Genomic DNA, 22,342 nt, shown 5'->3' with positions numbered 1-22,342 from the left:
TTGATAAGATATGTCAGAATCAAAAAAACCACTTAATCATTTAGCCATAATTATGGATGGAAATGGTAGATGGGCAAAAAAAAGACATTTACCACGTTTTGTCGGACATCGTCATGGTATGGATAATATTCGAAATATTGCTCTTGCCGCCAATAAATTAGGAATAAAAGTTTTAACACTTTATGCTTTTTCAACTGAAAATTGGGCTCGTCCGACTGACGAAGTAAACTATTTGATGCGTTTACCAATTGACTTTTTTGATAAGTTTATGCCGGAACTAATGGAAAATAACGTTCGGGTTAATATCATGGGATTTGTAGACGAATTACCTGAGAAGACATATTTAGTAACCCAAAAAGCCATGGCAGAAACAGCTAATAATACAGGGATGGTATTGAATTTTGCCTTTAACTATGGATCGCATAGAGAAATAACGGCTGGAGTACAAGAAATTGCCCGTAAGGTAAAAGTCGGAGAAATTGATATTGATGATATTAGTGAAAAAATGGTCTCAGATCACTTGCTGACTCATTCTTTAGCTCCATATGAAGACCCTGATTTATTAATTAGAACGTCTGGAGAAGAACGTTTATCAAATTTTTTATTGTGGCAAATGGCCTATACTGAATTTAGTTTTTCAGATAAATTATGGCCAGATTTTGATAAAACTGATTTAGAAGAATTAGTTAAAGATTATCAAGGACGTAATCGTCGTTTTGGAAAAGTATAATTTTAATTAGAACTGTAGAATTTTAAATGAAACAACGTGTAATAACAGCTATTGTAGCTTTAATTTTATTTATTCCGATTGTTTTAATGGGCGGCATTTGGATTGATGTCCTAGTTTGTGCGTTTGCAGCAGTTGGAATTAGCGAAATTTTTATTATGAAGAAGCAAATTATTGTTTCTTGGGATTTTATCTTGGCCTTATTAGCAACCTTGACTATGGCAGTCCCTGATTCATTCTTTAAATTTTTACCTGCGTTTTTAAATAAGTATGATATTTTTTATATCTTCGTAATGTTGATGCTCGTAAGAACGGTTTTGTCTAAGAATAAGGTTACATTTGATGATGCTGGAGTTTATACTTTGGCTGCCTTATACATCGGAACTGGCTTTCACTTCATGGCCGCTATTAGAAATGCCCATCTTGGATTAGCAATTTTAGGCTATGTATTCGCAGTTGTTTGGTCAACTGATATTGCAGCGTATATGGTGGGACGTAAGATTGGAAAGCATAAATTATGGCCAGTTATTAGTCCTAATAAAACATGGGAAGGATCTATTGGAGCAGTAATTTGTGCAGTAATTATCGCAGCAATTTACGTTACCTTAGTTCCTACTGGTCGGAATAATGCTATGATGATTGTTCTAGCCTTCTTCTTATCAATTATTGGTCAGATGGGAGATTTAGTTGAATCAGCTTATAAACGCTTTTATGGTGTGAAAGATTCAGGTAAGATCTTGCCTGGTCATGGAGGAATTTTAGATCGATTTGATAGCATGCTTTTCGTTTTGCCTGTTGTTGCATTTATGGGTATTTTATAGGAGAGCTACTGAATGAAAGGTATTTTAATCTTTCTAGTTGTTTTTGGGATACTTGTTTTTGTTCATGAATTTGGACATTTTATTGTTGCAAAAAAGTGCGGTATTTTAGTTCGTGAATTTTCAATTGGTATGGGGCCAAAATTGTTTCAAAAGATGCGTGCTAAAACCACATATACTATTAGATGGCTTCCTTTAGGGGGATATGTGCGCTTAGCGGGACCTGATGATGCCGCAAAGATTGATCCTGGTACTACAGTAGTATTGCAGTTAGATGATCAAAATAAAGTTAAACGAATTGATGCATCAGGATCTCAAGTGCCAATTGAAGGAATTCCAGTACAAGTCAATGCCGCTGATTTAGTAGATGCATTAACTATTCAAGGATATGAAAATGGTGATGAAGATCAACTAAAAACTTATTCTGTTGATCATGATGCCACGATCATTGAACAAAATGGAACTGAATTGTTAATTGCACCCCGGGATACACAATTTCAAGAGGCCAGTGTTGGTAAAAAATTAGCTACTAATTTTGCTGGTCCATTCATGAATATTGTTTTAGGATTTGTTGTATTTATTATTTGGTCATTAGCAGCTCCTGGTGCACCGACTACAACGGTAGGTAGCACTATTGCTCATCAACCTGCTCAAATAGCTGGGATCAAAGCTAATGATGAAATTATCGCGATTAATAATAAAAGAATTAGTAATTTCAATCAAATTGCTGCTGAACTGGCTGAAAGTAAAGGTAAGACTGTTGAAGTAAAGGTAAAAAGAGATAATAAGGTTAAAAAATTCTCCATAAAGCCTAAAGTTAATAAGATAGATGGTCAAAAAGTCTATCAACTTGGCTTTTATGGAAAGCCTGATAATAGTCTTGGTGCAAAAATTAGCCGTGGATGGAATACAAGTATTAGTACAACTGGTTTAATCTTTAATGCCGTAGGCAATTTGTTTAGACATTTTAGTTTGAACAAACTTTCTGGACCGGTAGGGATTTATTCGCAAACCGTTCAAGTTTCAAACATGGGCTTTACATACTTGCTAGCATTTTTAGCAATGATTTCTATTAATTTGGGAATTGTAAATTTGATTCCAATCCCTGGATTAGATGGTGGAAAATTATTACTTAACCTGATTCAGCTCATTATTCGAAAACCAATTCCTGAAGATAAGGAAGCAATTGTAGATGTAATCGGTTTTGTCATTCTCTTACTGTTAATCGTTGCAGTAACTGGAAATGATATTTATCGCTATTTTATTAAGTAAATTTTTGGAGGAATAAATGCGTCAATCAAAATTTTTTATGCCAACGTTAAAAGAGGCACCTTCTGATGCTGTAGCAAAAAGTCACCAATTAATGCTTAGAGGTGGCTATATCCGTCAAGTAACTGCCGGGGTTTATGCATACTTACCTTTGGGTTACCGCGTCCTACGCAAGGCGGAAAATATTATTGAAGAAGAAATGGATAATATTAATGTACCTGAAATGATCATGCCTCATCTCTTGCCTGCAACCCTTTGGCAAGAATCTGGTCGTTATAAAAAATATGGCGCAGAAATGTTTAAGCTTCAAGACCGACATGGACGTGAAAGTTTGCTTGGACCAACACATGAGGAAACCTTCACTGAAATTGTTGCTAAGAACTTAAAGAGTTATAAGCAAATGCCACTTGCTCTATATCAAATTCAAACTAAATTCCGTGATGAAAATCGTCCACGTTTCGGTTTGCTTCGTGGTAGAGAATTTGTCATGTTAGATGGTTACAGCTTTGCAGCAACTCGTGAACAATTAGATGAACAATTCGATGATCAAAAATCCGCATATTTAAAGATCTTTAATCGTGCTGGTGTTACTGTTCACCCGGTTATTGCAGATTCAGGTACAATGGGTGGAAAGAACTCAACTGAATTTCAAGCTCCTGCTGCAATTGGTGAAGATACAATTGCTACTAATGAAAATGGCACTTACGCTGCTAATCTTGAAATGGCTAAAAGTATTGATACTTTTAAACAAGAACCAGAAGAAGCAAAAGACTTGGCTAAAGTAGCTACTCCAGGAATGGATACAATTGAAAAGTTAGCTGATTTTCTTAAAGTTCCTTCAACTAGAATTGTTAAGAGTATCTTATACATTGCAGATGACCAAAAGGTCTTAGTTCTTATCCGTGGTGATAAGGAAATTAACGAAGTTAAATTAGGTCATATCTTAGATGCAGATGAAGTTAGAACTGCAAATGCTGATGAATTAGTAGAAATTACTGGTTCAGAAAAGGGCGGCGTTGGACCAATCAATGCTGACTGGGCTGATCAGATTATTGCGGATGAAACAGTTAAAGATTTGTACAATGTAGTTGTAGGTGCAAATGAAACCGACTATCAATATCAAAATGCTAATTTAGATCGCGACTTTAAAGTTGACGAATTTGCGGATATTCGTACGGCAAACGAAGGAGAACCAGATCCAGTTGATCATTTACCATTGAAATTTACTACTAGTATTGAAGTTGGTCATATCTTTAAATTAGGTACTTACTATACTGATACTATGGGTGCTGATTTCTTAGATAATAATGGTAAAGCTAAGCCAGTAATCATGGGCTCCTATGGAATTGGGGTAACCAGAATGCTGTCAGCTGCAGTTGAACAACACTTAACTGAAAATGGAATCGCATGGCCAAAAGAAATTGCTCCATTTGCCATTCATTTAATTCAAATGAAAATGAAGGATGAAACTCAAACTGAATTAGCTGAAAAACTTGAAAAAGAACTTTCAGCCAAGTATGATGTTTTATACGATGATAGAAATGAACGACCAGGTGTTAAATTTAATGATGCTGATTTAGTCGGAGCACCATTAAGAATTACAATCGGTCGAAAAGCAAAAGATGGTATTGTAGAAGTAAAGCGTCCAATGGATGAAAAGGCTACTGAAGTTAATATTTCTGATTTGGATGCTGTGATTACAAAAGAGTTAGGATAATTTTTGTGACAAAAAAGAACGAACTTTTCAAAAAACTATTAGATCAAATCAAGTTTCCTGATAAGTTTGAAGATAACGATATTGTCCAAAATGGTGAAATTGAAAACGTGGATGTATACGCTAATGAAAGAAAGTGGAAAATCCACGTTTTTTTTGATACACCATTAGATTTTGAAACTTATCGCTCTCTTAATGAACTTATTCATGAGACTTTTGAACCATTTGTGAATGTTGAATTATTAGTTCAAACACGCGATGGAAGTAGTAAAAAACTACCGGCCTACTGGACTTATGCCGTTCAGAATTCAACTAACCTAAAACCAGCTGTTCGGGAATTTTTACAAGGACAAGCTCCTCATTTAGAAAAAGAAAAATGGCTAATTCCAACTCAAAACCAAGTAGTAAATGGCTTGCTTTCAGAACAAGTTTTAGCAGAACTAAATAAAGAATTCAGACGTTATGGTTTCTTCAATATTAAGTTTACAACGAAAGTTGATGAAACTAATATTGATGAAAATTTAAGAAGTCTAGAACAAGAGCAGGCTCAACATGAGTCTGCTATGCAAGAATTCTATGAAAAACAACCGGCAGAACCTAAGAAAAAAATGCCTGTTAAGAGCACAAGAATGGGCAACAAAAAGGTCGATAAAAAAGCTAAATTTATTCAAATTAAAGACTTGGAAGATGGCAGTGGAAACGTAGCTATTGAAGGCCATATTTTTAATACTGATATTCATGAATTAAAATCTGGAAGTATAATTTTTACTGGTGAGATTACTGACTATACAGATTCAATTAGCTTTAAAAAATTTGTTTCTGACAAAGATCAAATTGATTATCTAAAGGGAATTAAACCTGGCGTTTGGGCTAGAATGCAAGGTTATGCAGCTGATGATCAATATCAACATGACGTTGTTTTTAATATTCGAAACCTAGAATTAATTGAACATAAGGGTCGAGAAGAAAAGTATGAAGGAGAGAAAAAGCGTGTAGAATTGCATCTTCATACAAATATGAGTCAATTGGATGCAACTAGTACGGCTAGTGACTTTATCAAAACTGCCAAAAAATTTGGTCAAAAGGCAATTGCAATTACGGATCATGCAGATGTGCAATCTTTCCCAGAAGCTTATCATACTGGTGCAAGCGAAAAAATGAAAATTTTATATGGCTATGAGGCCAATATGATTGATGATCATGCTTTGCTTGTACTTAATCCTACTGAAATGGATTATCGAGATCGTGAATATGTAATTTTCGACGTTGAAACAACAGGACTATCTTCTGTTTACGACACCATTATTGAAATCGGTGCGGTAAAAATGAAAAATGGAGAAGTACTGGAAAGATTCGATGAGTTTATCAATCCCCACCATCCCTTAAGTGATACAACGATTAACTTAACATCAATTACTGATGAAATGGTTGGTGCAGCTGATGATGAAAAAGATGTAATTAAGAAATTTAAAGAATTTTATGGTGATCGTCCTCTCTGTGGACATAATGTTCAATTTGATGTTGGGTTTGTAAATGCGGCTTTACGCCGTGCAGGTCTAGAAGAAATTACGCAACCTGTTGTTGACACGCTTGAAGTTTCAAGACTTTTGCATCCTGAACAAACTCGCCACACTCTTGATTCTTTAGCTAAGAAATACAATGTTGTTCTTGAACATCACCACCGCGCTAATCAAGATGCCGAAGCTACAGGATATTTAATGTTTAAATTGCTAGATGCTTTTAATGAACGTTTTCATGAAGCAGATTTAGGCAAAATGAATGACTATGCTAAATATGGGCAAGTTTATAAGCGAGCTAAGCCAAGTCATATGAGTGTTCTTGCTCTAAATCAAGAAGGGCTAAAAAATATGTACAAGCTTGTATCGCTTGCAAGTACTAAATATTTCTATCGTATTCCACGTACCCCAAAGTCGGAATTAAGAAAATATCATAAAGGTTTATTATTTGGTAGTGGGTGCTGGCAAGGCGATGTATTCATTTCAATGATGCAAAAAGGATATGATGAAGCTCGTGAAAAAGCACGTTTTTATGATTATCTTGAAGTCCAACCGCCAGCAGCTTATCAAACCTTAATTGAAGATGATCTAATTAAAGATGAAGACGAGCTGCATGAAATTATTCAAAATATTTATAAATTAGGTAAAGAGCTAAATAAACCAGTCGTAGCTACTAGTGACTCGCACTATGTTGAACCACATGAAGCAATTTATCGTAAAATTTTATTAGCGGCTCAAAAGGGAAATCCTAATCGCAATAAGAATTTACCGGATTTACATTTTTATTCAACGCAGGAAATGCTTGATGCATTTAGCTTTTTGGGTGAAGATGTAGCTAAAGAAATTGTAATTGATAATACCAATAAATTAGCCGATCAAATTGAGGAAATTGCTCCGATTAAAAGTGGACTATATCCACCGCATATTGAAAATGCGGATCAAGAAATGAAGGATTTAACCTATAATAAAGCTTACGAATTATACGGAAAACCTTTACCAAAGATTGTAGAAGATAGAATTGAGCTTGAATTGAATTCTATTATTTCAAACGGATATGCAGTTATTTACTTAATTTCTCAAAGGCTTGTTGCCAAATCAAATAAAGACGGATATTTAGTAGGATCACGTGGATCAGTTGGTTCTAGTTTAGTAGCGACGATGTCTGGAATTACTGAAGTAAATCCTTTGGCTCCTCACTATCGTTGTCCGAATTGTAAGTATTCTAAATTCTTTGAGAATGGAGAATATGGGTCAGGCTATGATTTACCTGACAAAGAGTGTCCAAAATGTGGAACTCCATTAGTTAAAGATGGGCAAGATATTCCGTTTGCTACTTTCTTAGGATTCCATGGAGACAAGGTGCCGGATATCGATTTAAACTTCTCTGGAGACTATCAACCAGTAGCTCATAACTACATTCGAGTTATGTTTGGTCCAGACAATTCATTTAGAGCGGGGACGATTGCGACCGTTGCTGATAAGACTGCTTATGGGTATGTTAAGCATTATGAAGATGAAAATGAACTACATTTAAGAAATGCCGAGCTTGATCGTCTAGCAGTCGGTGCTTCTGGAGTAAAAAGAACAACTGGACAACACCCAGCAGGTATTGTTGTAGTACCCGATGACATGGATATTTATGACTTTACTCCAGTCCAATATCCAGCAGATGATTTAAGTGCAGCTTGGCTTACAACTCACTTTGATTTCCATTCTATCCATGATAATATTTTGAAATTTGATATTCTGGGTCACGATGATCCTACCATGATCAGAATGCTACAGGATCTATCCGGAGTTGATCCGTTAACTATTCCTCCTGATGATCCGGGAGTAATGTCTCTCTTCTCAAGTCCTGAAATTTTAGGTGTTACCCCTGAACAAATCCAATCAAAAACGGGAACACTTGGTGTACCAGAATTCGGTACAAAGTTTGTTAGAGGGATGCTTGAAGAAACAAAACCAACTACTTTCTCAGAATTATTGCAAATTTCAGGTTTATCTCACGGTACTGATGTATGGTTAGGAAATGCAGAAGACTTAATTAATAATGGGACTTGTAAGTTGAAGAATGTAATTGGTTGTCGTGACAATATCATGATGGACTTGATTCACTGGGGTGTAAAACCAGAAGTTGCTTTCTTTACAATGGAATCTGTACGACATGGTAGAGGAATTAGCGATGAAAATATGGAAATCTTGAAAAAGAACGATAAGATCCCTGATTGGTACATTCCTTCATGTCTTAAGATTAAGTATATGTTCCCTAAAGCCCATGCTACAGCCTATATCCTGATGGCACTTAGAATTGCTTGGTTTAAAGTATATTATCCAGTAATTTATTATGCTTCTTACTTCTCTGTTCGTGCTGATTTGTTTGATTTGGTAGCAATGAGTCACGGCAAGAATACAGTTAAAGCTGCAATGAAAGAAATTCAGGATAAGGGAATGGATGTTTCTGCAAAAGATAAGTCATTACTTACTGTACTTGAAATTGCAAATGAATGTTTAGAGCGTGGAATAAAGATTAAGATGGTAGATGTAAACGAATCTGAAGCCACAGACTTTAAGATTATTGATGACCATACAATCTTAGCACCATTTAATGCTGTTCCTGGGTTAGGTGACAATGCTGCAAAGCAAATTGTAACTGCACGTGCGGAACAGAAATTTCTTTCAAAAGAAGATCTTGCCACTCGCGGCAAAGTATCACAAACAATTATGGAGTATTTTGAAAATAATGGTGTTCTTGAGGGAATGCCTGATCAGAATCAATTGTCACTATTTTAGTGGGATAATTTACAAATTGCAGTAAATATGCTATCCTAAAAACGAAGTTCGAATAGCAAATTCGAGTGAGCAGTAATGCTCACTCTTTTTATTACGGAGGAAGAGATTTGACAAAAGTTACCGAATTGGTGGCAGACGTAGTTACGCCTTTAGCCGAAGCAAGAGGCGATGAACTGGTCGATGTTGAATATGTAAAGGAAAAGAAGCAATATTATCTTCGCATTTATGTTGATCGTCGCCCAGGCGGAATTGATATTGAAGAGATCGCAAATTTAAGTGAATTGGTATCAGAAAAACTAGATGAATTAGATCCTGATCCTTTTCCTGAACCGTATATTTTAGAGCTTTCATCTCCTGGTTTAGAGCGTCCAATCAAGAATGAAAAAGATTGGGAACGTGCCAAGGGATCCTACATTCATGTTAGTCTTTATCAAAAAATTGATGGTGAAAAGGCTTTTGAAGGTACTTTAAAAGATCTCAATCAAGATCAGATCGTCTTAGAAGTAAAGATCAAAACACGACGCAAATACATCACAATCCCTAGAAAGGTGATTGCTTCTAGTCGCTTTGCAGTTGAATTTTAGAAAGGATGATCAAAAACTTATGTCTAAAGAAATGGTGGAAGCCTTTGCAACCTTAGAAAAAGAAAAAGGCATTAAACAAGAAGTTATTGTTGACGCAATTAAGGCTGCTTTAGTAGCTGCATATAAGAAAAATTATAACCAAGCTCAAAATGTAGAAGTTGTTTTTGATGAAAAGAAAGGCAACTTCAAAGTTAATGCAATTAAGACTGTAGTTGATGAAGTTCAAGATAGTCGTCTCGAAGTAAGTTTGAAAGATGCTCTTGAAATTAACCGTGCTTACGAAGTTGGTGACGAAATTCGTTTTGAAGTAACTCCTAAAGACTTCGGACGTTTAGCTGCTCAAACTGCTAAGCAAGTTATTATGCAACGTTTACGCGAAGCTGAAAGAGAACATATTATTAGTGAGTACTCTCAATATAAAGATGAAATTGTTACTGGTACAGTTGAAAGACGTGACAATCGCTTCGTTTATGTGAAGATTGGAAATGTAGAGGCTGTAATGCCGCATAATGATCAACTACCGGGCGAAACTTACAATCCTCAAGATAAAGTTCGTGTCTTGGTGACTAGAGTAGGGTCTGATTCAAAGGGAGCACAAATTACAGTTTCTAGAACAGCACCTGCTTTAGTAAAACGTCTTTTTGAACAAGAAGTACCAGAAGTTTACGATGGAACTGTTGAGATTGTATCCATTGCTCGTGAAGCAGGCGATAGAACCAAGATTGCAGTTAAGAGTAATGATTCTGATATTGATCCAGTCGGTACCTTAGTAGGACCAAAGGGAGCTCGTGTTCAAAACATCGTTAATGAATTGGGTGGAGAAAATATTGATGTTGTAAAATATGAAGATAATCCATCTGATTTTATTGCCAATGCTTTGAATCCAGCAGAAGTAATTGCAGTTCAATTTAGCGGGGATGAAGATGATAAGAATGCATTGGTAATTGTACCTGATTACCAATTGTCACTGGCCATTGGTAAACGTGGTCAAAATGTACGCCTTGCTGCTCGCTTAACTGGCTATAAGATTGACATTAAACCTGAATCACAAGTTGAATTTGTTGATTCTGAAGGTGATGATGTTGAAGCAGATCAAGAGACTACAAATGATAATGTCTCAAATGAAGAAACACCAGAATCTATTGCTGAACAAATTGAAGACGATCCAAGCGATACGTTTCCAAATGGAGAAGACGTTAATTCAGCATTAAATGATGATGCAGATAAAGATGAGGAATAGGTGACTTTCTTTGAAGAAAAGAAAAATTCCAATGCGTAAAGACTTGTTAACAAATACTATGCAACCAAAAAAGAAATTGGTGCGAGTAGTTGTTGATAAGGATAAAAATATTTCGGTTGATCCGACTGGAAAGAAATCAGGTAGAGGTGCATATGTATCCTTAGAACCTGATAAAATTGCTGAAGCACAAAAAAATCAAGTTTTAGAAAAAAGCTTAGGTGTTAAAGTTTCAGCTGATTTTTATGATGATCTTTATGCATATGTTGATCATCAAAAAGCAAGAAAAGAATTGTTTGGTGATAAGTAATTTTGCAAAATAAACAAAAAACTTTAAATTTACTTGGATTAGCGCAAAAAGCTGGAAAGTTAGCAACGGGATTTGATGCAGTAAAAATATCTTTAAGCAAAAATCAAGCAAAATTAATTTTTATTGGAAATGATGTAAGTCAAAATACTAAAGATAAACTGAATTTCTTTATAAGAAAAAAAGATGTCAAGCTAGTAGACACTTTTTCTAGTGCTGAGATAACACAGGCCCTTGGAAAAGAAAGAAAATTAGTTTCTGTTACGGATTCCGGTTTCAGTAAAGCAATGATAAAGAATTTAAACGAAGGAGTGTGATTTGATGGCTAAAAAACGTATTTATGAAGTAGCGAAAGAATTAGACATTGAAAACAAAATTGTTGTAAAAAAGGCACAAGATTTGGGTTTTGATGTAAAGAGCCACATGTCCTCCCTAGATGATAAGCAAGTTTCTAAGTTAGTAGATAGTTTGAAGTCTACTAATACTACGCCATCTACTGAAAAGGATTCTAAAAATTCAAGTCGTAAAGAAAAAGCTAAAATAAAAGTTTCTGTAGATGCAATTCGTCGTCGTGATAATAAAAATGAACATGATAATCGTCACGGAAATAATAAGCACAGAAATAATAACTTTAAAAAACAACAAAATAATCGACGTGAAAATGAAGATAAAAAGACAACTTCTGCTAAACCAGCAGCACGTGATTTATTAAATAAATTTAAGAAAAAACAAAGAGCCGAAGCTAGTGAATTAAACGCTCAGACTGAGGCTTCCCGCCGTAAATGGCATCAAGAACAAAATCCTCAAAGATCAAAGGTTAAAAAAGTGGAAAATACTCGTAAGCCAAAAGAAGAAAAACTCGAAGGAGCTGCAGCTGTAAAAGCTCGTGTTCAAGCTTCACAAAAACCAGTTGGTCCAAAGATTATTAAACCATCGCCGGCTAGAAATAAGGCTAAGAGACCTACTGTAAAAAAGGTAGAACCTATCGCTCCAGTTGTACCTGCTCCTCAAAAAGAAGAAACAAAGCCAACTCGTAAGAAAGACTTTACTCGTAAGAAACGTGAAGTGCTAGATTATGAACATGAAAGAAGCGAACATTCAGATAAAGCACGTCGTCGTAGAAATAAAAAGAACAAGCGTATCAACCAGAGTAAAGAGGTCAAGAAGCAACCAACTCAAAGAAAGGAACGTCCATTGCCAGAAACATTAGTTTATGAAGAAGGCATGAATGCTCAAGATTTAGGAAAACTTCTTCATAGAGAGCCTGCAGAAATTGTTAAGAAGCTATTTATGTTAGGCGTTATGACTAACCAAAACCAATCTTTAGATAAGGATACTATTGAGCTTTTAGCAGCTGAATATGGTATTGAAGCTGAAGAAAAAGTGCATGAAGATATCTCTGATATTGATACTTTATACACTAAGGAAATGGAAGAATCTAAAGCTTCTAAGCATCAAGAAAAACGTCCACCAGTTGTAACAATTATGGGTCACGTTGACCACGGTAAGACTACTTTACTTGATAGATTACGTCACACTAACGTGTCTGAACACGAAGCCGGTGGTATTACTCAGAGAATCGGTGCTTATCAAGTAAGAATCGATGATCGTTTAATTACTTTCTTAGATACTCCAGGACATGCCGCTTTCTCAAATATGCGTGCACGTGGTGCTGAAATTACTGACATCGTTATTTTAGTAGTGGCAGCTGATGATGGTGTAATGCCACAAACAATTGAAGCTATTGACCATGCTAAGAGTGCCGGTGTTCCGATTATTGTTGCTGTAAACAAGATTGATAAGCCAGGCGCAAATCCTGATCATGTTATGGAACAACTGATGAAATATGGTTTAGTTCCTGAAGATTGGGGTGGCGATACAATCTTTGTTAAGATCTCTGCTAAGACTGGGAAAAATGTTGAAGAGCTCTTGCAAATGATTTTACTTCAAGCTGATGTCATGGAACTTAAGGCTGATCCAAATCAAAAGGCAATTGGTACTGTAATTGAAGCTCGTCTTGATAAGGGCCGTGGTTCAGTAGCAGATATTTTAGTTCAACAAGGTACATTAAAGGTTGGAGATCCAATTGTTGTTGGTGATACATTTGGCCGTGTTCGTGTTATGACTAATGATAAGGGACGTAGAGTGAAGAAGGCTACCCCATCTACTCCTGTAGAAATTACCGGTTTAAATGATGTTCCAGAAGCAGCTGATAAATTGGTTGTCTTTGATGATGAAAAGACTGCTAGAAGCGTTGGTGAACAACGTGCTAAGAATGCCTTAGAAAAACAACGTGAAAATGTCCAACATGTTACTTTAGACAACTTGTTTGATACAATGAAGAAAGAGAACATGAAGGAAGTTGACATTGTTCTTAAGGCTGACGTTCAAGGTTCAGCAGAAGCATTGCAACAATCTCTTGAAAAGATCGAAGTTGAAGGTGTAAGAGTTAACATTATTCACTCTGGTGTTGGTGCCATTAATGAATCTGATGTTACTTTAGCTGGTGCTTCAAATGCATTTATTGTTGGTTTCAATGTTCGACCAACTAATACTGCTAAGAGTCAAGCAGATTCTGAAGGTGTAGATATTCGTCTATATAACATTATTTACAAGGTTATGGATGATGTAGAAGCTGCAATGAAGGGTATGCTTGAACCTACATACGAAGAAAAAGTTACTGGTAACTTAACTGTTCGTGAAACTTGGAAGGTATCTAAGATTGGTACGATTGCTGGTGCCTTTGTTGATAACGGATATGTTACTAGAGATTCAGGTATTCGTGTAATTCGTGATGGTATTGTTAAATATGATGGAAAAGTTGCATCTCTAAAGCGTTTCAAGGATGACGTTAAGGAAGTTAAGCAAGGATTTGATTGTGGTATCACAATTGAAAACTTTAATGACATTAAAGTTGACGATCAACTTGAAGCCTACGAGATGCAAGAGGTACCTGTTAAATAGGCATCTTTTTTCACAAAAAGGAGCTTAATTATGAAACATAGAATTGGTCGTGTAGAAGGCGAAATTTTACGTGAATTGACAAAGATATTACGTAAAGATATTCGTGATCCACGTTTAAATGATGTCACTATCACAGCTGTAGAATGTACAAATGATTTATCATATGCGACTGTTTACTACAGTATGTTGACAGATGATCCAGCAAAGGAAAAAGAAGTAGCTGAAGGACTTGATAAAGCAAAAGGTATGATGCGTCACTTGCTTGGTCAAACTTTAACTGTTTACAAGGTTCCTGAGTTGATTTTTAAGCGTGATACTTCTGTTGCTTATGGTTCTAAGATTGATAAGTTAATTAATCAAGTCAAGAAGCAAGATCAAGAACGCGAGAATAAAAATAAATAAATGAAAAAGACGCCGAAAGGCGTCTTTTATTTTGGAGATTAAATAATGCTAAATGGAATTGTAGTAGTAAATAAGCCACGCGGAGTAACCAGTAGTGACTGTGTTTATAAATTACGAAAAATTTTACAAATTAGAAAAATTGGACATGCAGGTACGCTGGATCCAGAAGTAAATGGGGTATTACCGATTGCAATTGGCCAAGCCACAAAGCTAATTGAATTGATGCATGAAAAACCAAAGTCATATATTGGAAGTGGAATGTTTGGTAAAGCAACTGATAGCTATGATTTAGATGGAACAACCACTGCAGAAGAAAAGATAGTTACTCCATTTACAAGTGATGAAATTATTAGTGGAATGAAGAAACTTACTGGAAAGATTGATCAAGTTCCTCCAATATATTCTGCGGTCCGTGTTAATGGTAAAAGACTTTATGAATATGCTCGAGAAAATATCCCAGTAGAACGTCCGAAAAGAAAAGTAAACATTTATAGTTATGAATTAACTCAAGATCCAGAATATGATCCACTAGAAAAAACTGAAAGTTTTAATTTTGCTATTCGCTGTTCTAAAGGAACCTATGTACGATCCCTAGTAAATGATTTGGGAGAGGAATTGGGAGCGCCAGCTGTAATGACCAGTCTTACTAGAACTAGCAGTTCAGGTTTTGATTTAAGTCAAGCGGTGGATCTAGAAACTATTGAAAAAGAAATAGATTATCCTGAAAAATGGCTTCAACCAATTGATAGCTTTTTCGTAGATTTACCCCAACTTCAAATATCACCAGATCAGTTTAAAAGAGTTTCAAATGGAGCAAGCATTAAATTGAATACCACTTATGCTAAGGTAGCTTTGGTTTATAATGGACATATAAAAGCTATTTATCAACGACAAGGTAAAATTTATCGTCCTGAAATGATGCTTTTAAAAAATGAATAGTGAGAGTAAAAAATGAAAGTAATAACCTTAGATTATCCTATTTCTGCACCTATCACGACTAAAAAGGTAATCTTAACGCTAGGTTTTTTTGATGGGGTGCATATTGGACATCAAAAACTCATTAAAGATGCTAAGCTAATAGCGAAACAAAAGAACTTACCATTAATGGTAATGACTTTTGATAAACATCCTAAAGAAATTTATAAAAACGATCATAAATTTGTCTATTTAGAAACTGAGCAAGAAAAAGAGCGTAAAATGGAGAAGCTAGGAGTAGATTACTTAGTGATTATTAAATTTACTAAAGAATTTAGCCAGCTTTCACCTCAAGATTTTGTTGATCAGGTGGTAATGAAACTTAAAGCTGATACTGTAGTAGTTGGTTTTGATTATACTTATGGCTCCAAAGATATTGCTAATGTAGAAAATCTACCTCAATTTGCTAAAGATAGATTTAAAATTGTAGTGGAGCCAAAACAAGCAATAGATAAAATAAAAGTGGGATCTACTTATATTAGAAAAGCTATTCAGCATGGAAATGTAGAACTAGCAGTTGAGTTACTTGGCCAGCCTTATGAAACTTCTGGTGTTATTGTTCACGGCTTCAGACGTGGACATAAAATTGGCTTTCCAACTGCTAATATTGAAATCTCTGGCTCTAAAGTTTTACCAGCTGAGGGAGTTTATGCAACTAGAGCAAAGATAAATGGAAAATGGCATGATGCTATGACTAGCGTTGGCTATAATGAAACTTTCAAAACAAATCATGGTTTGACAATTGAAACTAATATTTTTAATTTTGATGAAGAAGCCTATGGTGAGCCGCTAACTTTAGCCTGGTATAAATTTATTCGTAAAAATAAAAAGTTTTCTGGTATAGAAGAACTTTCACATCAATTAGATCAGGATAAGCGTGATATTAAACAATATTTTTATGAGTTAGAAAACTAATATTAGGCTTACTTTTATATAATCTATGTGATAGAATATTTTTATCAATTGAAATTTAATATTTGAAAGAAGGTTACTCCATTGCGTTTTTAATCTTGCAAAATAGCATAGTTGAATTTTAATAATTATTTTTCTTTTATAAGGACAACTGTGCACTTTTGACAAGATGGAACGTAGACGGGGATCTTCTTTTTTTGCTTAACTAGGAGAAAGTCTACACTTGTCAAAAGTGTAGGCTTTTTTCGTGAGATGATTAATATGAGTAATATTAATATTTCAAATCTTTCTTTTGGATATCCAGATAGCTCAGATAATATATTTAATAATTTAAATTTAGACTTGGATAGTAGTTGGAAATTAGGTTTAGTAGGAAGAAACGGAAGGGGAAAGACAACCTTCTTAAATCTTTTACGAGGTAATTTAAGGGGAACAGGAAAGATACAAGCTAAACTTGATTTTAACTATTTTCCGCTTACTGTTAATGATAAAAAACAATTAACTTTATATGCGCTGCAAGAACAAATTTCATTTGAACAGTGGGAGCTTGAACGTGAATTAAATTTAATGAAAGTTGATCCTGAACTTATTTGGCAGCCTTTTGATTCTTTAAGTGGCGGAGAACAGACTAAAATTTTGTTAGCACTATCTTTTATTAATAAAAATGGTTTTCCTTTAATCGATGAGCCAACTAATCATTTAGATGAAGATTCCAGAATGCAGGTTATAGCTTATTTACAACAACATTCTAATGGCTACATTGTGGTGAGTCACGATCGTGCTTTCTTAAATCAAGTAACAAATCATATCTTAGCAATTGAAAATACCGAAATTCATTTGTATCAAGGAAATTTTGCCAGTTATGAAGATACAAAGGCAAAGCGAGATAAGTTTAATCAAGATAAGAATGAAAAACTTCGAGGTCAAATTAGAAGTTTGAACGAAAGTAGAAAGCGAGTAAAAGGATATTCTCTTCAATCAGAAAACAATAAAAAAGCAAGCGCTCATAAAAATGAAATGCATGCAGATATTAATAAGGGATTCTTTGGGCATAAAGCGGCTAAAATAATGAAAAAATCGAAGAATCTTGAAAGAAGAATGGATAAGAGTATTCAAGATAAAAAAGGCTTAATGACAAATATTGAGTCTATTCCTGAATTAGAAATGAACTTTCACCCCAACTATCATGGAACTCTATTAGAAGCGCAGCATTTAGATCTTACAGTCCAAAATAAGAAATTGTTTGAAGATTTAAATTTAACTATTAAAAATCATGTGATTGTAGCGCTAGAAGGAAAAAATGGATCTGGAAAGTCTACATTTTTGAAAAATATTTTAAAACCAGATAAAAATGTGATTTCTCAAGGAAAATTTGATATTGTTAAAGGCTTAAAGATATCATATTTACCACAAAATTTTATTGAATATTCTGGTACTTTATCTCAGTTTGCAGAAAAAGAAAAAATATCTTATGAAAATCTATTAAATATTCTTAGAAAAATGGGTTTTCCGAGAGAAAGCTTTGCCACAAAAATTGAAGAAATGAGTATGGGACAGCAAAAAAGAGTGGCGATTGCCAAATCATTGGTGGAAGAAGCAGATATATATTTATGGGATGAGCCAGCTAATTATTTAGACGTGTTTAACCAGGATCAGTTAATTAGCATGTTAAGAAAAGAACAACCAGCCATGCTCTTAATTGAACATGATAAGTATTTTATTAGTCAGATTGCAGATAAACGAATAAAATTAGGAGATGTAAAAGCGAAATAATTAAAGGAGAAAAAATTGGTATTTGATTATAAAAAAGAATATAAAGATTTATATTTCCCAAAAAAAGAAACCTGAATTAATAACTGTTCCTGAAATGAATTATCTAGCAGTTTCAGGAAGTGGGGATCCAAATAAGAAGATGGAACATATAAAAATGCTCTAGAAATGCCGTATAGTGTCGCTTATACAATTAAAATGAGTAAAAAGGGAGAACACAAAATCCCAGGTTATTTTGATTTTGTTGTTCCACCTCTTGAAGGTCTCTGGTGGATGAAATGTGATTCCAAAATCGACTACTCTCATAAAGAAAACTTTTCTTGGATTTCAATGATTCGTTTACCCGACTTTGTTACTCCTAAATAGTTGGATTGGGCAGTTAAAACCACTAGTGAAAAGAAGAAAAAAGATTTCTCGAAAGTAAAATTTTTCAAATATAACGAAGGACTATGTGTCCAGCAAATGCATATTGGTAGTTATGATGATGAACCGATGACAATTGAAAATATGCATAAATTTGTTAAGTCAGAAAATTATCAAATTGATATAAAAAATCCACGCTATCATCATGAAATATATTTAAGTGATCCTCGAAGAACTAGAGTAGATCGTGTAAAAACTGTAATCAGACTACCAATTAAATAAATTTGAGCAAGTACTTAGTACTTGCTTTTTTGTTAAAAATCAAATTGTTTTAGCACTCTACTTGCACAATTGCTAATATATGGTATTATATAAATTGTTAGCACAGAAGAAAGAAGAGTGCTAATGATGGGGGCGAGAAAATGTTGACTGAACGGCAAGAACTTATTTTAAAGACTATTATTATGGACTTTACTCAGACACATGAGCCAGTAGGTTCCAAGACCGTGATGAATCAACTGCCTGTCAAGGTCTCAAGTGCAACGATTCGAAATGAAATGGCGGTTTTGGAAGAAAAAGGGCTACTTGAAAAGACACACTCTTCAAGTGGACGAATTCCTTCTACTGCTGGCTATCGATACTACTTGGATCATTTAATTAATCCAGTAAAAATACCAGCATCTGTCTATAATCGAATTGTTTACCAGTTAGACCAACCCTTTCAACAAGTTAATGAAATTGTGCAGGAAGCTGCAAAGATTTTATCTGATTTGACTAACTATACAGCTTTTGCAGCAGGACCTGAAACCCATTCTGTAAAAGTTACAGGTTTTAGAATTGTTCCTCTATCTAGTCATCAAGTAATGGCCATTTTAGTAACTGATGATGGTAATGTAAAGAATCAAATTTATACTTTGCCTCACCACACTAACGGGGAAGAAATCGAAAAAGCTGTTCGATTGATTAATGATCAATTAGTTGGAAAATCACTTAGTTCAATTAATGAAGTATTACTCAAGCGAATTGCTGCTCATCTTATTGCTCGAGGATCTGCACCGGAAATATTAGATCTCTTACAAGATGTCATTAAAGATGCGGCTAGTGAGCAAATGTATGTTGATGGTCAAATTAATCTTTTGAGTAATTATGAAAATGATGATTTAACCAAGATAAAATCACTTTATAAGTTAATTGATCAAAATGATGCACTTTCAAGTTTAATTGGTTTTAATCCTGAAGATGAACTGAAAAATGATTCTAGTTCTAAAGTTCAGGTTAAATTAGGTTCAGAATTACCATCTGATTTACTTGAAAATTATAGTTTGTTAACTGCACAATATAGTGTTGGTAAATATGGTAAAGGAACAATTGCACTACTAGGGCCAACAAACATGCCATACTCGCAGATGATCGGATTACTCGAGTATTTTAGGAATGAACTAGCAAAGAAATTGTTAGATTATTATGGTAGATTTAAGTAAGGAGGTTAGCTGTGAGTAAAGAAGAGTTTCCGCATGAAAAAGATTTAAAGGATGAGGTGACCCCAGATAAGGCACCAAAAAAAGATCCAAAAGCAGCTCCGAAAGAGGAAGTTAAGGAAAATCCAGTAGAGAATTATGAAAAAGAAATTGCTGAATTAACTGCTAAAAATAAGGATCTTGAAGATAAATACTTACGTAGTGAAGCTGAGATTCAAAATATGCAAGCACGCTATGCAAAAGAACGTGCTCAGTTAATAAAATATGAGTCTCAAAACTTAGCTAAAGAAGTTTTGCCAGCAATGGATAACTTGGAGCGAGCATTAGCTGTTAAAGCCGATGATAAAGCTGCTAAGCAACTCCAAAAGGGCGTTCAGATGACTCTTGATTCATTAGTTAAATCAATGAAAGATCAAGGAATTACTGAAATTAAAGCCGAGGGCGAAACTTTTAATCCTTCTCTTCATCAAGCTGTTCAAACTGTAGCAGCAGAAAATGATGAACAAAAAGATCGCGTAGTTAAAGTTTTACAAAAAGGATATCAATATAAAGATAGAACATTAAGACCAGCAATGGTTGTAGTGGCTCAATAAGAAAGGAAGTTCCATATATGTCAAAAGTTATTGGTATTGACTTAGGTACGACTAACTCTGCTGTTGCCGTACTTGAAGGTAAAGAACCTAAAATTATTACTAACCCAGAAGGTAACCGTACAACTCCTTCTGTAGTTGCTTTTAAAAATGGTGAAATTCAAGTTGGAGAAGTAGCTAAGCGTCAAGCAATCACTAACCCTAACACTATTGTTTCAATCAAGAGTCATATGGGTGAAGAAGGCTACAAAGTTAAAGTTGGCGATAAGGAATACACTCCACAAGAAATTTCAGCTTTCATTTTGCAATACATTAAGAAGTTCTCTGAAGATTATTTGGGTGAAAAGGTAACTGACGCAGTTATTACTGTTCCTGCTTATTTCAATGACGCACAACGTCAAGCTACTAAAGATGCTGGTAAAATTGCTGGCTTAAATGTTCAAAGAATTATCAATGAACCAACTGCTTCAGCTTTAGCATATGGTCTTGATAAAGATGAAAATGATGAAAAAGTATTAGTATACGACCTTGGTGGTGGTACTTTCGATGTTTCTATCTTGCAATTAGGTGATGGAGTCTTCCAAGTATTGTCAACTAATGGTGATACTCACCTTGGTGGTGACGACTTTGACCAAAGAATTATGGATTGGTTAATCCAAAACTTTAAGGAAGAAAATGGTGTTGACTTATCTAACGATAAGATGGCATTACAACGTTTAAAGGATGCTGCAGAAAAAGCTAAGAAAGACTTATCTGGTGTTTCTTCAACTCACATTTCACTTCCATTTATTTCTGCTGGAGAAGCTGGTCCACTTCACCTTGAAGCTGATTTAACTCGTGCTAAGTTTGATGAATTAACTGATGATTTAGTTCAAAAGACTAAGGTAGCATTTGATAATGCTTTAAGTGATGCAGGTTTGACTGTAAATGATATTGATAAAGTTATTTTAAACGGTGGTTCAACTCGTATTCCTGCAGTTCAAAAGGCTGTTAAGGATTGGGCTGGAAAAGAACCTGACCACTCAATTAACCCTGATGAAGCTGTTGCTTTAGGTGCAGCAATTCAAGGTGGTGTTATCTCAGGTGATGTTAAGGACATTGTTTTACTTGATGTTACCCCATTGTCACTTGGTATTGAAACTATGGGTGGTGTCTTCACTAAATTAATTGACAGAAACACTACTATTCCAACTTCAAAGAGCCAAATCTTCTCAACTGCAGCTGATAACCAACCAGCAGTAGATGTTCATGTTTTACAAGGTGAACGTCCAATGGCAGCTGATGACAAGACGTTAGGACGCTTTGAATTAACTGATATTCCACCAGCACCACGTGGTGTTCCACAAATTCAAGTTACTTTCGATATCGATAAGAACGGTATTGTAAACGTATCTGCTAAGGATATGGGTACTGGTAAGGAACAGAAGATTACTATTAAGAGTTCTTCTGGTTTATCAGATGAAGAAATCAAGAAGATGCAAAAGGATGCTGAAGAGCATGCTGAAGAAGATAAAAAGCGTAAAGAAGAAGTTGATTTACGTAACGAAGTAGATCAATTAATCTTTACTACTGAAAAGACTTTAAAGGAAACTAAGGGTAAAGTTCCTGAAACTGAAACTAAGAATGTTCAAGATGCTTTAGATGCTTTGAAGAAGGCTCAAAAAGACAATAACTTGGATGAAATGAAAGAAAAGAAAGAAGCTTTATCAAAGGCTGCTCAAGATTTAGCTGTTAAGCTTTACCAACAAAATGGTGGGGCTCAAGGTGCAGCTGGTCAAGCTGGCCCTCAAGGCCCACAAAATGGTGGTCAACCAAACAATGATAATGGCTCAGACAACGGTCAAGGTGGTTCAACTGTTGATGGAGACTTTCATAAGGTAGACCCTGATAAGTAAAAAGTTTTATAATTAAATCAAACAAGAAAA

General features: G+C 34.9%; 17 protein-coding genes and 1 pseudogene. All 18 read left to right on the top strand.

What is annotated here, in order from left to right; all coding sequences use genetic code 11:
* Positions 1-10: 10 nt before the first annotated feature.
* The 18 genes and pseudogenes from uppS (at position 11) to dnaK (ending at position 22,312) form a co-directional block, all read left to right on the top strand.
* Entirely contained in the window at positions 11-730 is a 720-nt protein-coding gene (gene uppS, locus HMPREF0528_RS03880) for an undecaprenyl pyrophosphate synthase (protein WP_004895266.1), read from the top strand.
* Positions 731-756: 26 nt separating this feature from the next.
* On the top strand, positions 757-1,548 hold the full coding sequence (locus HMPREF0528_RS03875; RefSeq protein WP_004895265.1) for a phosphatidate cytidylyltransferase: 792 nt from the start codon (positions 757-759) through the stop codon (positions 1,546-1,548).
* 12 nt (positions 1,549-1,560) lie between these two features.
* A complete protein-coding gene (gene rseP / locus HMPREF0528_RS03870; protein ID WP_004895264.1) occupies positions 1,561-2,817 on the top strand; it encodes an RIP metalloprotease RseP in 1,257 nt (418 codons plus the stop codon).
* A gap of 16 nt (positions 2,818-2,833) precedes the next feature.
* Positions 2,834-4,531, top strand: coding sequence for a proline--tRNA ligase (locus tag HMPREF0528_RS03865; protein ID WP_004895263.1), 1,698 nt, complete (start codon positions 2,834-2,836; stop codon positions 4,529-4,531).
* A 5-nt stretch (positions 4,532-4,536) separates the two neighbouring features.
* Positions 4,537-8,835 carry a PolC-type DNA polymerase III gene (locus tag HMPREF0528_RS03860; RefSeq protein WP_004895262.1) on the top strand — a complete coding sequence of 1,433 codons (4,299 nt, stop codon included), beginning with the start codon at positions 4,537-4,539 and terminating at the stop codon, positions 8,833-8,835.
* 107 nt (positions 8,836-8,942) lie between these two features.
* On the top strand, positions 8,943-9,419 hold the full coding sequence (gene rimP, locus HMPREF0528_RS03855; protein WP_034525135.1) for a ribosome maturation factor RimP: 477 nt from the start codon (positions 8,943-8,945) through the stop codon (positions 9,417-9,419).
* A gap of 19 nt (positions 9,420-9,438) precedes the next feature.
* On the top strand, positions 9,439-10,659 hold the full coding sequence (gene nusA / locus HMPREF0528_RS03850) for a transcription termination factor NusA (protein ID WP_034525235.1): 1,221 nt from the start codon (positions 9,439-9,441) through the stop codon (positions 10,657-10,659).
* 10 nt (positions 10,660-10,669) lie between these two features.
* On the top strand, positions 10,670-10,966 hold the full coding sequence (gene rnpM, locus HMPREF0528_RS03845) for an RNase P modulator RnpM (RefSeq protein ID WP_004895259.1): 297 nt from the start codon (positions 10,670-10,672) through the stop codon (positions 10,964-10,966).
* A 2-nt stretch (positions 10,967-10,968) separates the two neighbouring features.
* The gene (locus tag HMPREF0528_RS03840; protein WP_004895258.1) at positions 10,969-11,280 is read left to right on the top strand and encodes a L7Ae/L30e/S12e/Gadd45 family ribosomal protein; all 312 of its coding nucleotides are present in this window, start codon (positions 10,969-10,971) and stop codon (positions 11,278-11,280) included.
* A 4-nt stretch (positions 11,281-11,284) separates the two neighbouring features.
* Complete coding sequence (gene infB / locus HMPREF0528_RS03835) at positions 11,285-13,927, top strand: translation initiation factor IF-2 (protein WP_004895257.1); 2,643 nt, start codon at positions 11,285-11,287, stop codon at positions 13,925-13,927.
* Positions 13,928-13,957: 30 nt separating this feature from the next.
* Entirely contained in the window at positions 13,958-14,329 is a 372-nt protein-coding gene (locus tag HMPREF0528_RS03830) for a ribosome-binding factor A (RefSeq protein ID WP_004895256.1), read from the top strand.
* A gap of 45 nt (positions 14,330-14,374) precedes the next feature.
* Positions 14,375-15,268 carry a tRNA pseudouridine(55) synthase TruB gene (gene truB / locus HMPREF0528_RS03825; protein ID WP_004895255.1) on the top strand — a complete coding sequence of 298 codons (894 nt, stop codon included), beginning with the start codon at positions 14,375-14,377 and terminating at the stop codon, positions 15,266-15,268.
* Between the two features lie 12 nt (positions 15,269-15,280).
* On the top strand, positions 15,281-16,219 hold the full coding sequence (ribF, locus tag HMPREF0528_RS03820; RefSeq protein ID WP_004895254.1) for a riboflavin biosynthesis protein RibF: 939 nt from the start codon (positions 15,281-15,283) through the stop codon (positions 16,217-16,219).
* A gap of 258 nt (positions 16,220-16,477) precedes the next feature.
* The gene (gene abc-f / locus HMPREF0528_RS03815) at positions 16,478-17,989 is read left to right on the top strand and encodes a ribosomal protection-like ABC-F family protein (RefSeq protein WP_034525132.1); all 1,512 of its coding nucleotides are present in this window, start codon (positions 16,478-16,480) and stop codon (positions 17,987-17,989) included.
* A 15-nt stretch (positions 17,990-18,004) separates the two neighbouring features.
* A pseudogene (locus HMPREF0528_RS03810) lies at positions 18,005-18,631 on the top strand (GyrI-like domain-containing protein).
* A gap of 140 nt (positions 18,632-18,771) precedes the next feature.
* Positions 18,772-19,830, top strand: a complete 1,059-nt coding sequence (gene hrcA, locus HMPREF0528_RS03805; protein ID WP_004895249.1) for a heat-inducible transcriptional repressor HrcA — start codon at positions 18,772-18,774, stop codon at positions 19,828-19,830.
* 11 nt (positions 19,831-19,841) lie between these two features.
* Complete coding sequence (grpE, locus tag HMPREF0528_RS03800) at positions 19,842-20,420, top strand: nucleotide exchange factor GrpE (RefSeq protein ID WP_004895248.1); 579 nt, start codon at positions 19,842-19,844, stop codon at positions 20,418-20,420.
* Positions 20,421-20,437: 17 nt separating this feature from the next.
* Complete coding sequence (gene dnaK / locus HMPREF0528_RS03795; RefSeq protein WP_004895247.1) at positions 20,438-22,312, top strand: molecular chaperone DnaK; 1,875 nt, start codon at positions 20,438-20,440, stop codon at positions 22,310-22,312.
* Positions 22,313-22,342 lie beyond the last annotated feature (30 nt).

This window comes from Lactobacillus johnsonii ATCC 33200 (assembly GCF_000159355.1).
Lineage (GTDB): Bacteria > Bacillota > Bacilli > Lactobacillales > Lactobacillaceae > Lactobacillus > Lactobacillus johnsonii.
This window is presented reverse-complemented; position numbering and strand designations above follow the sequence as displayed.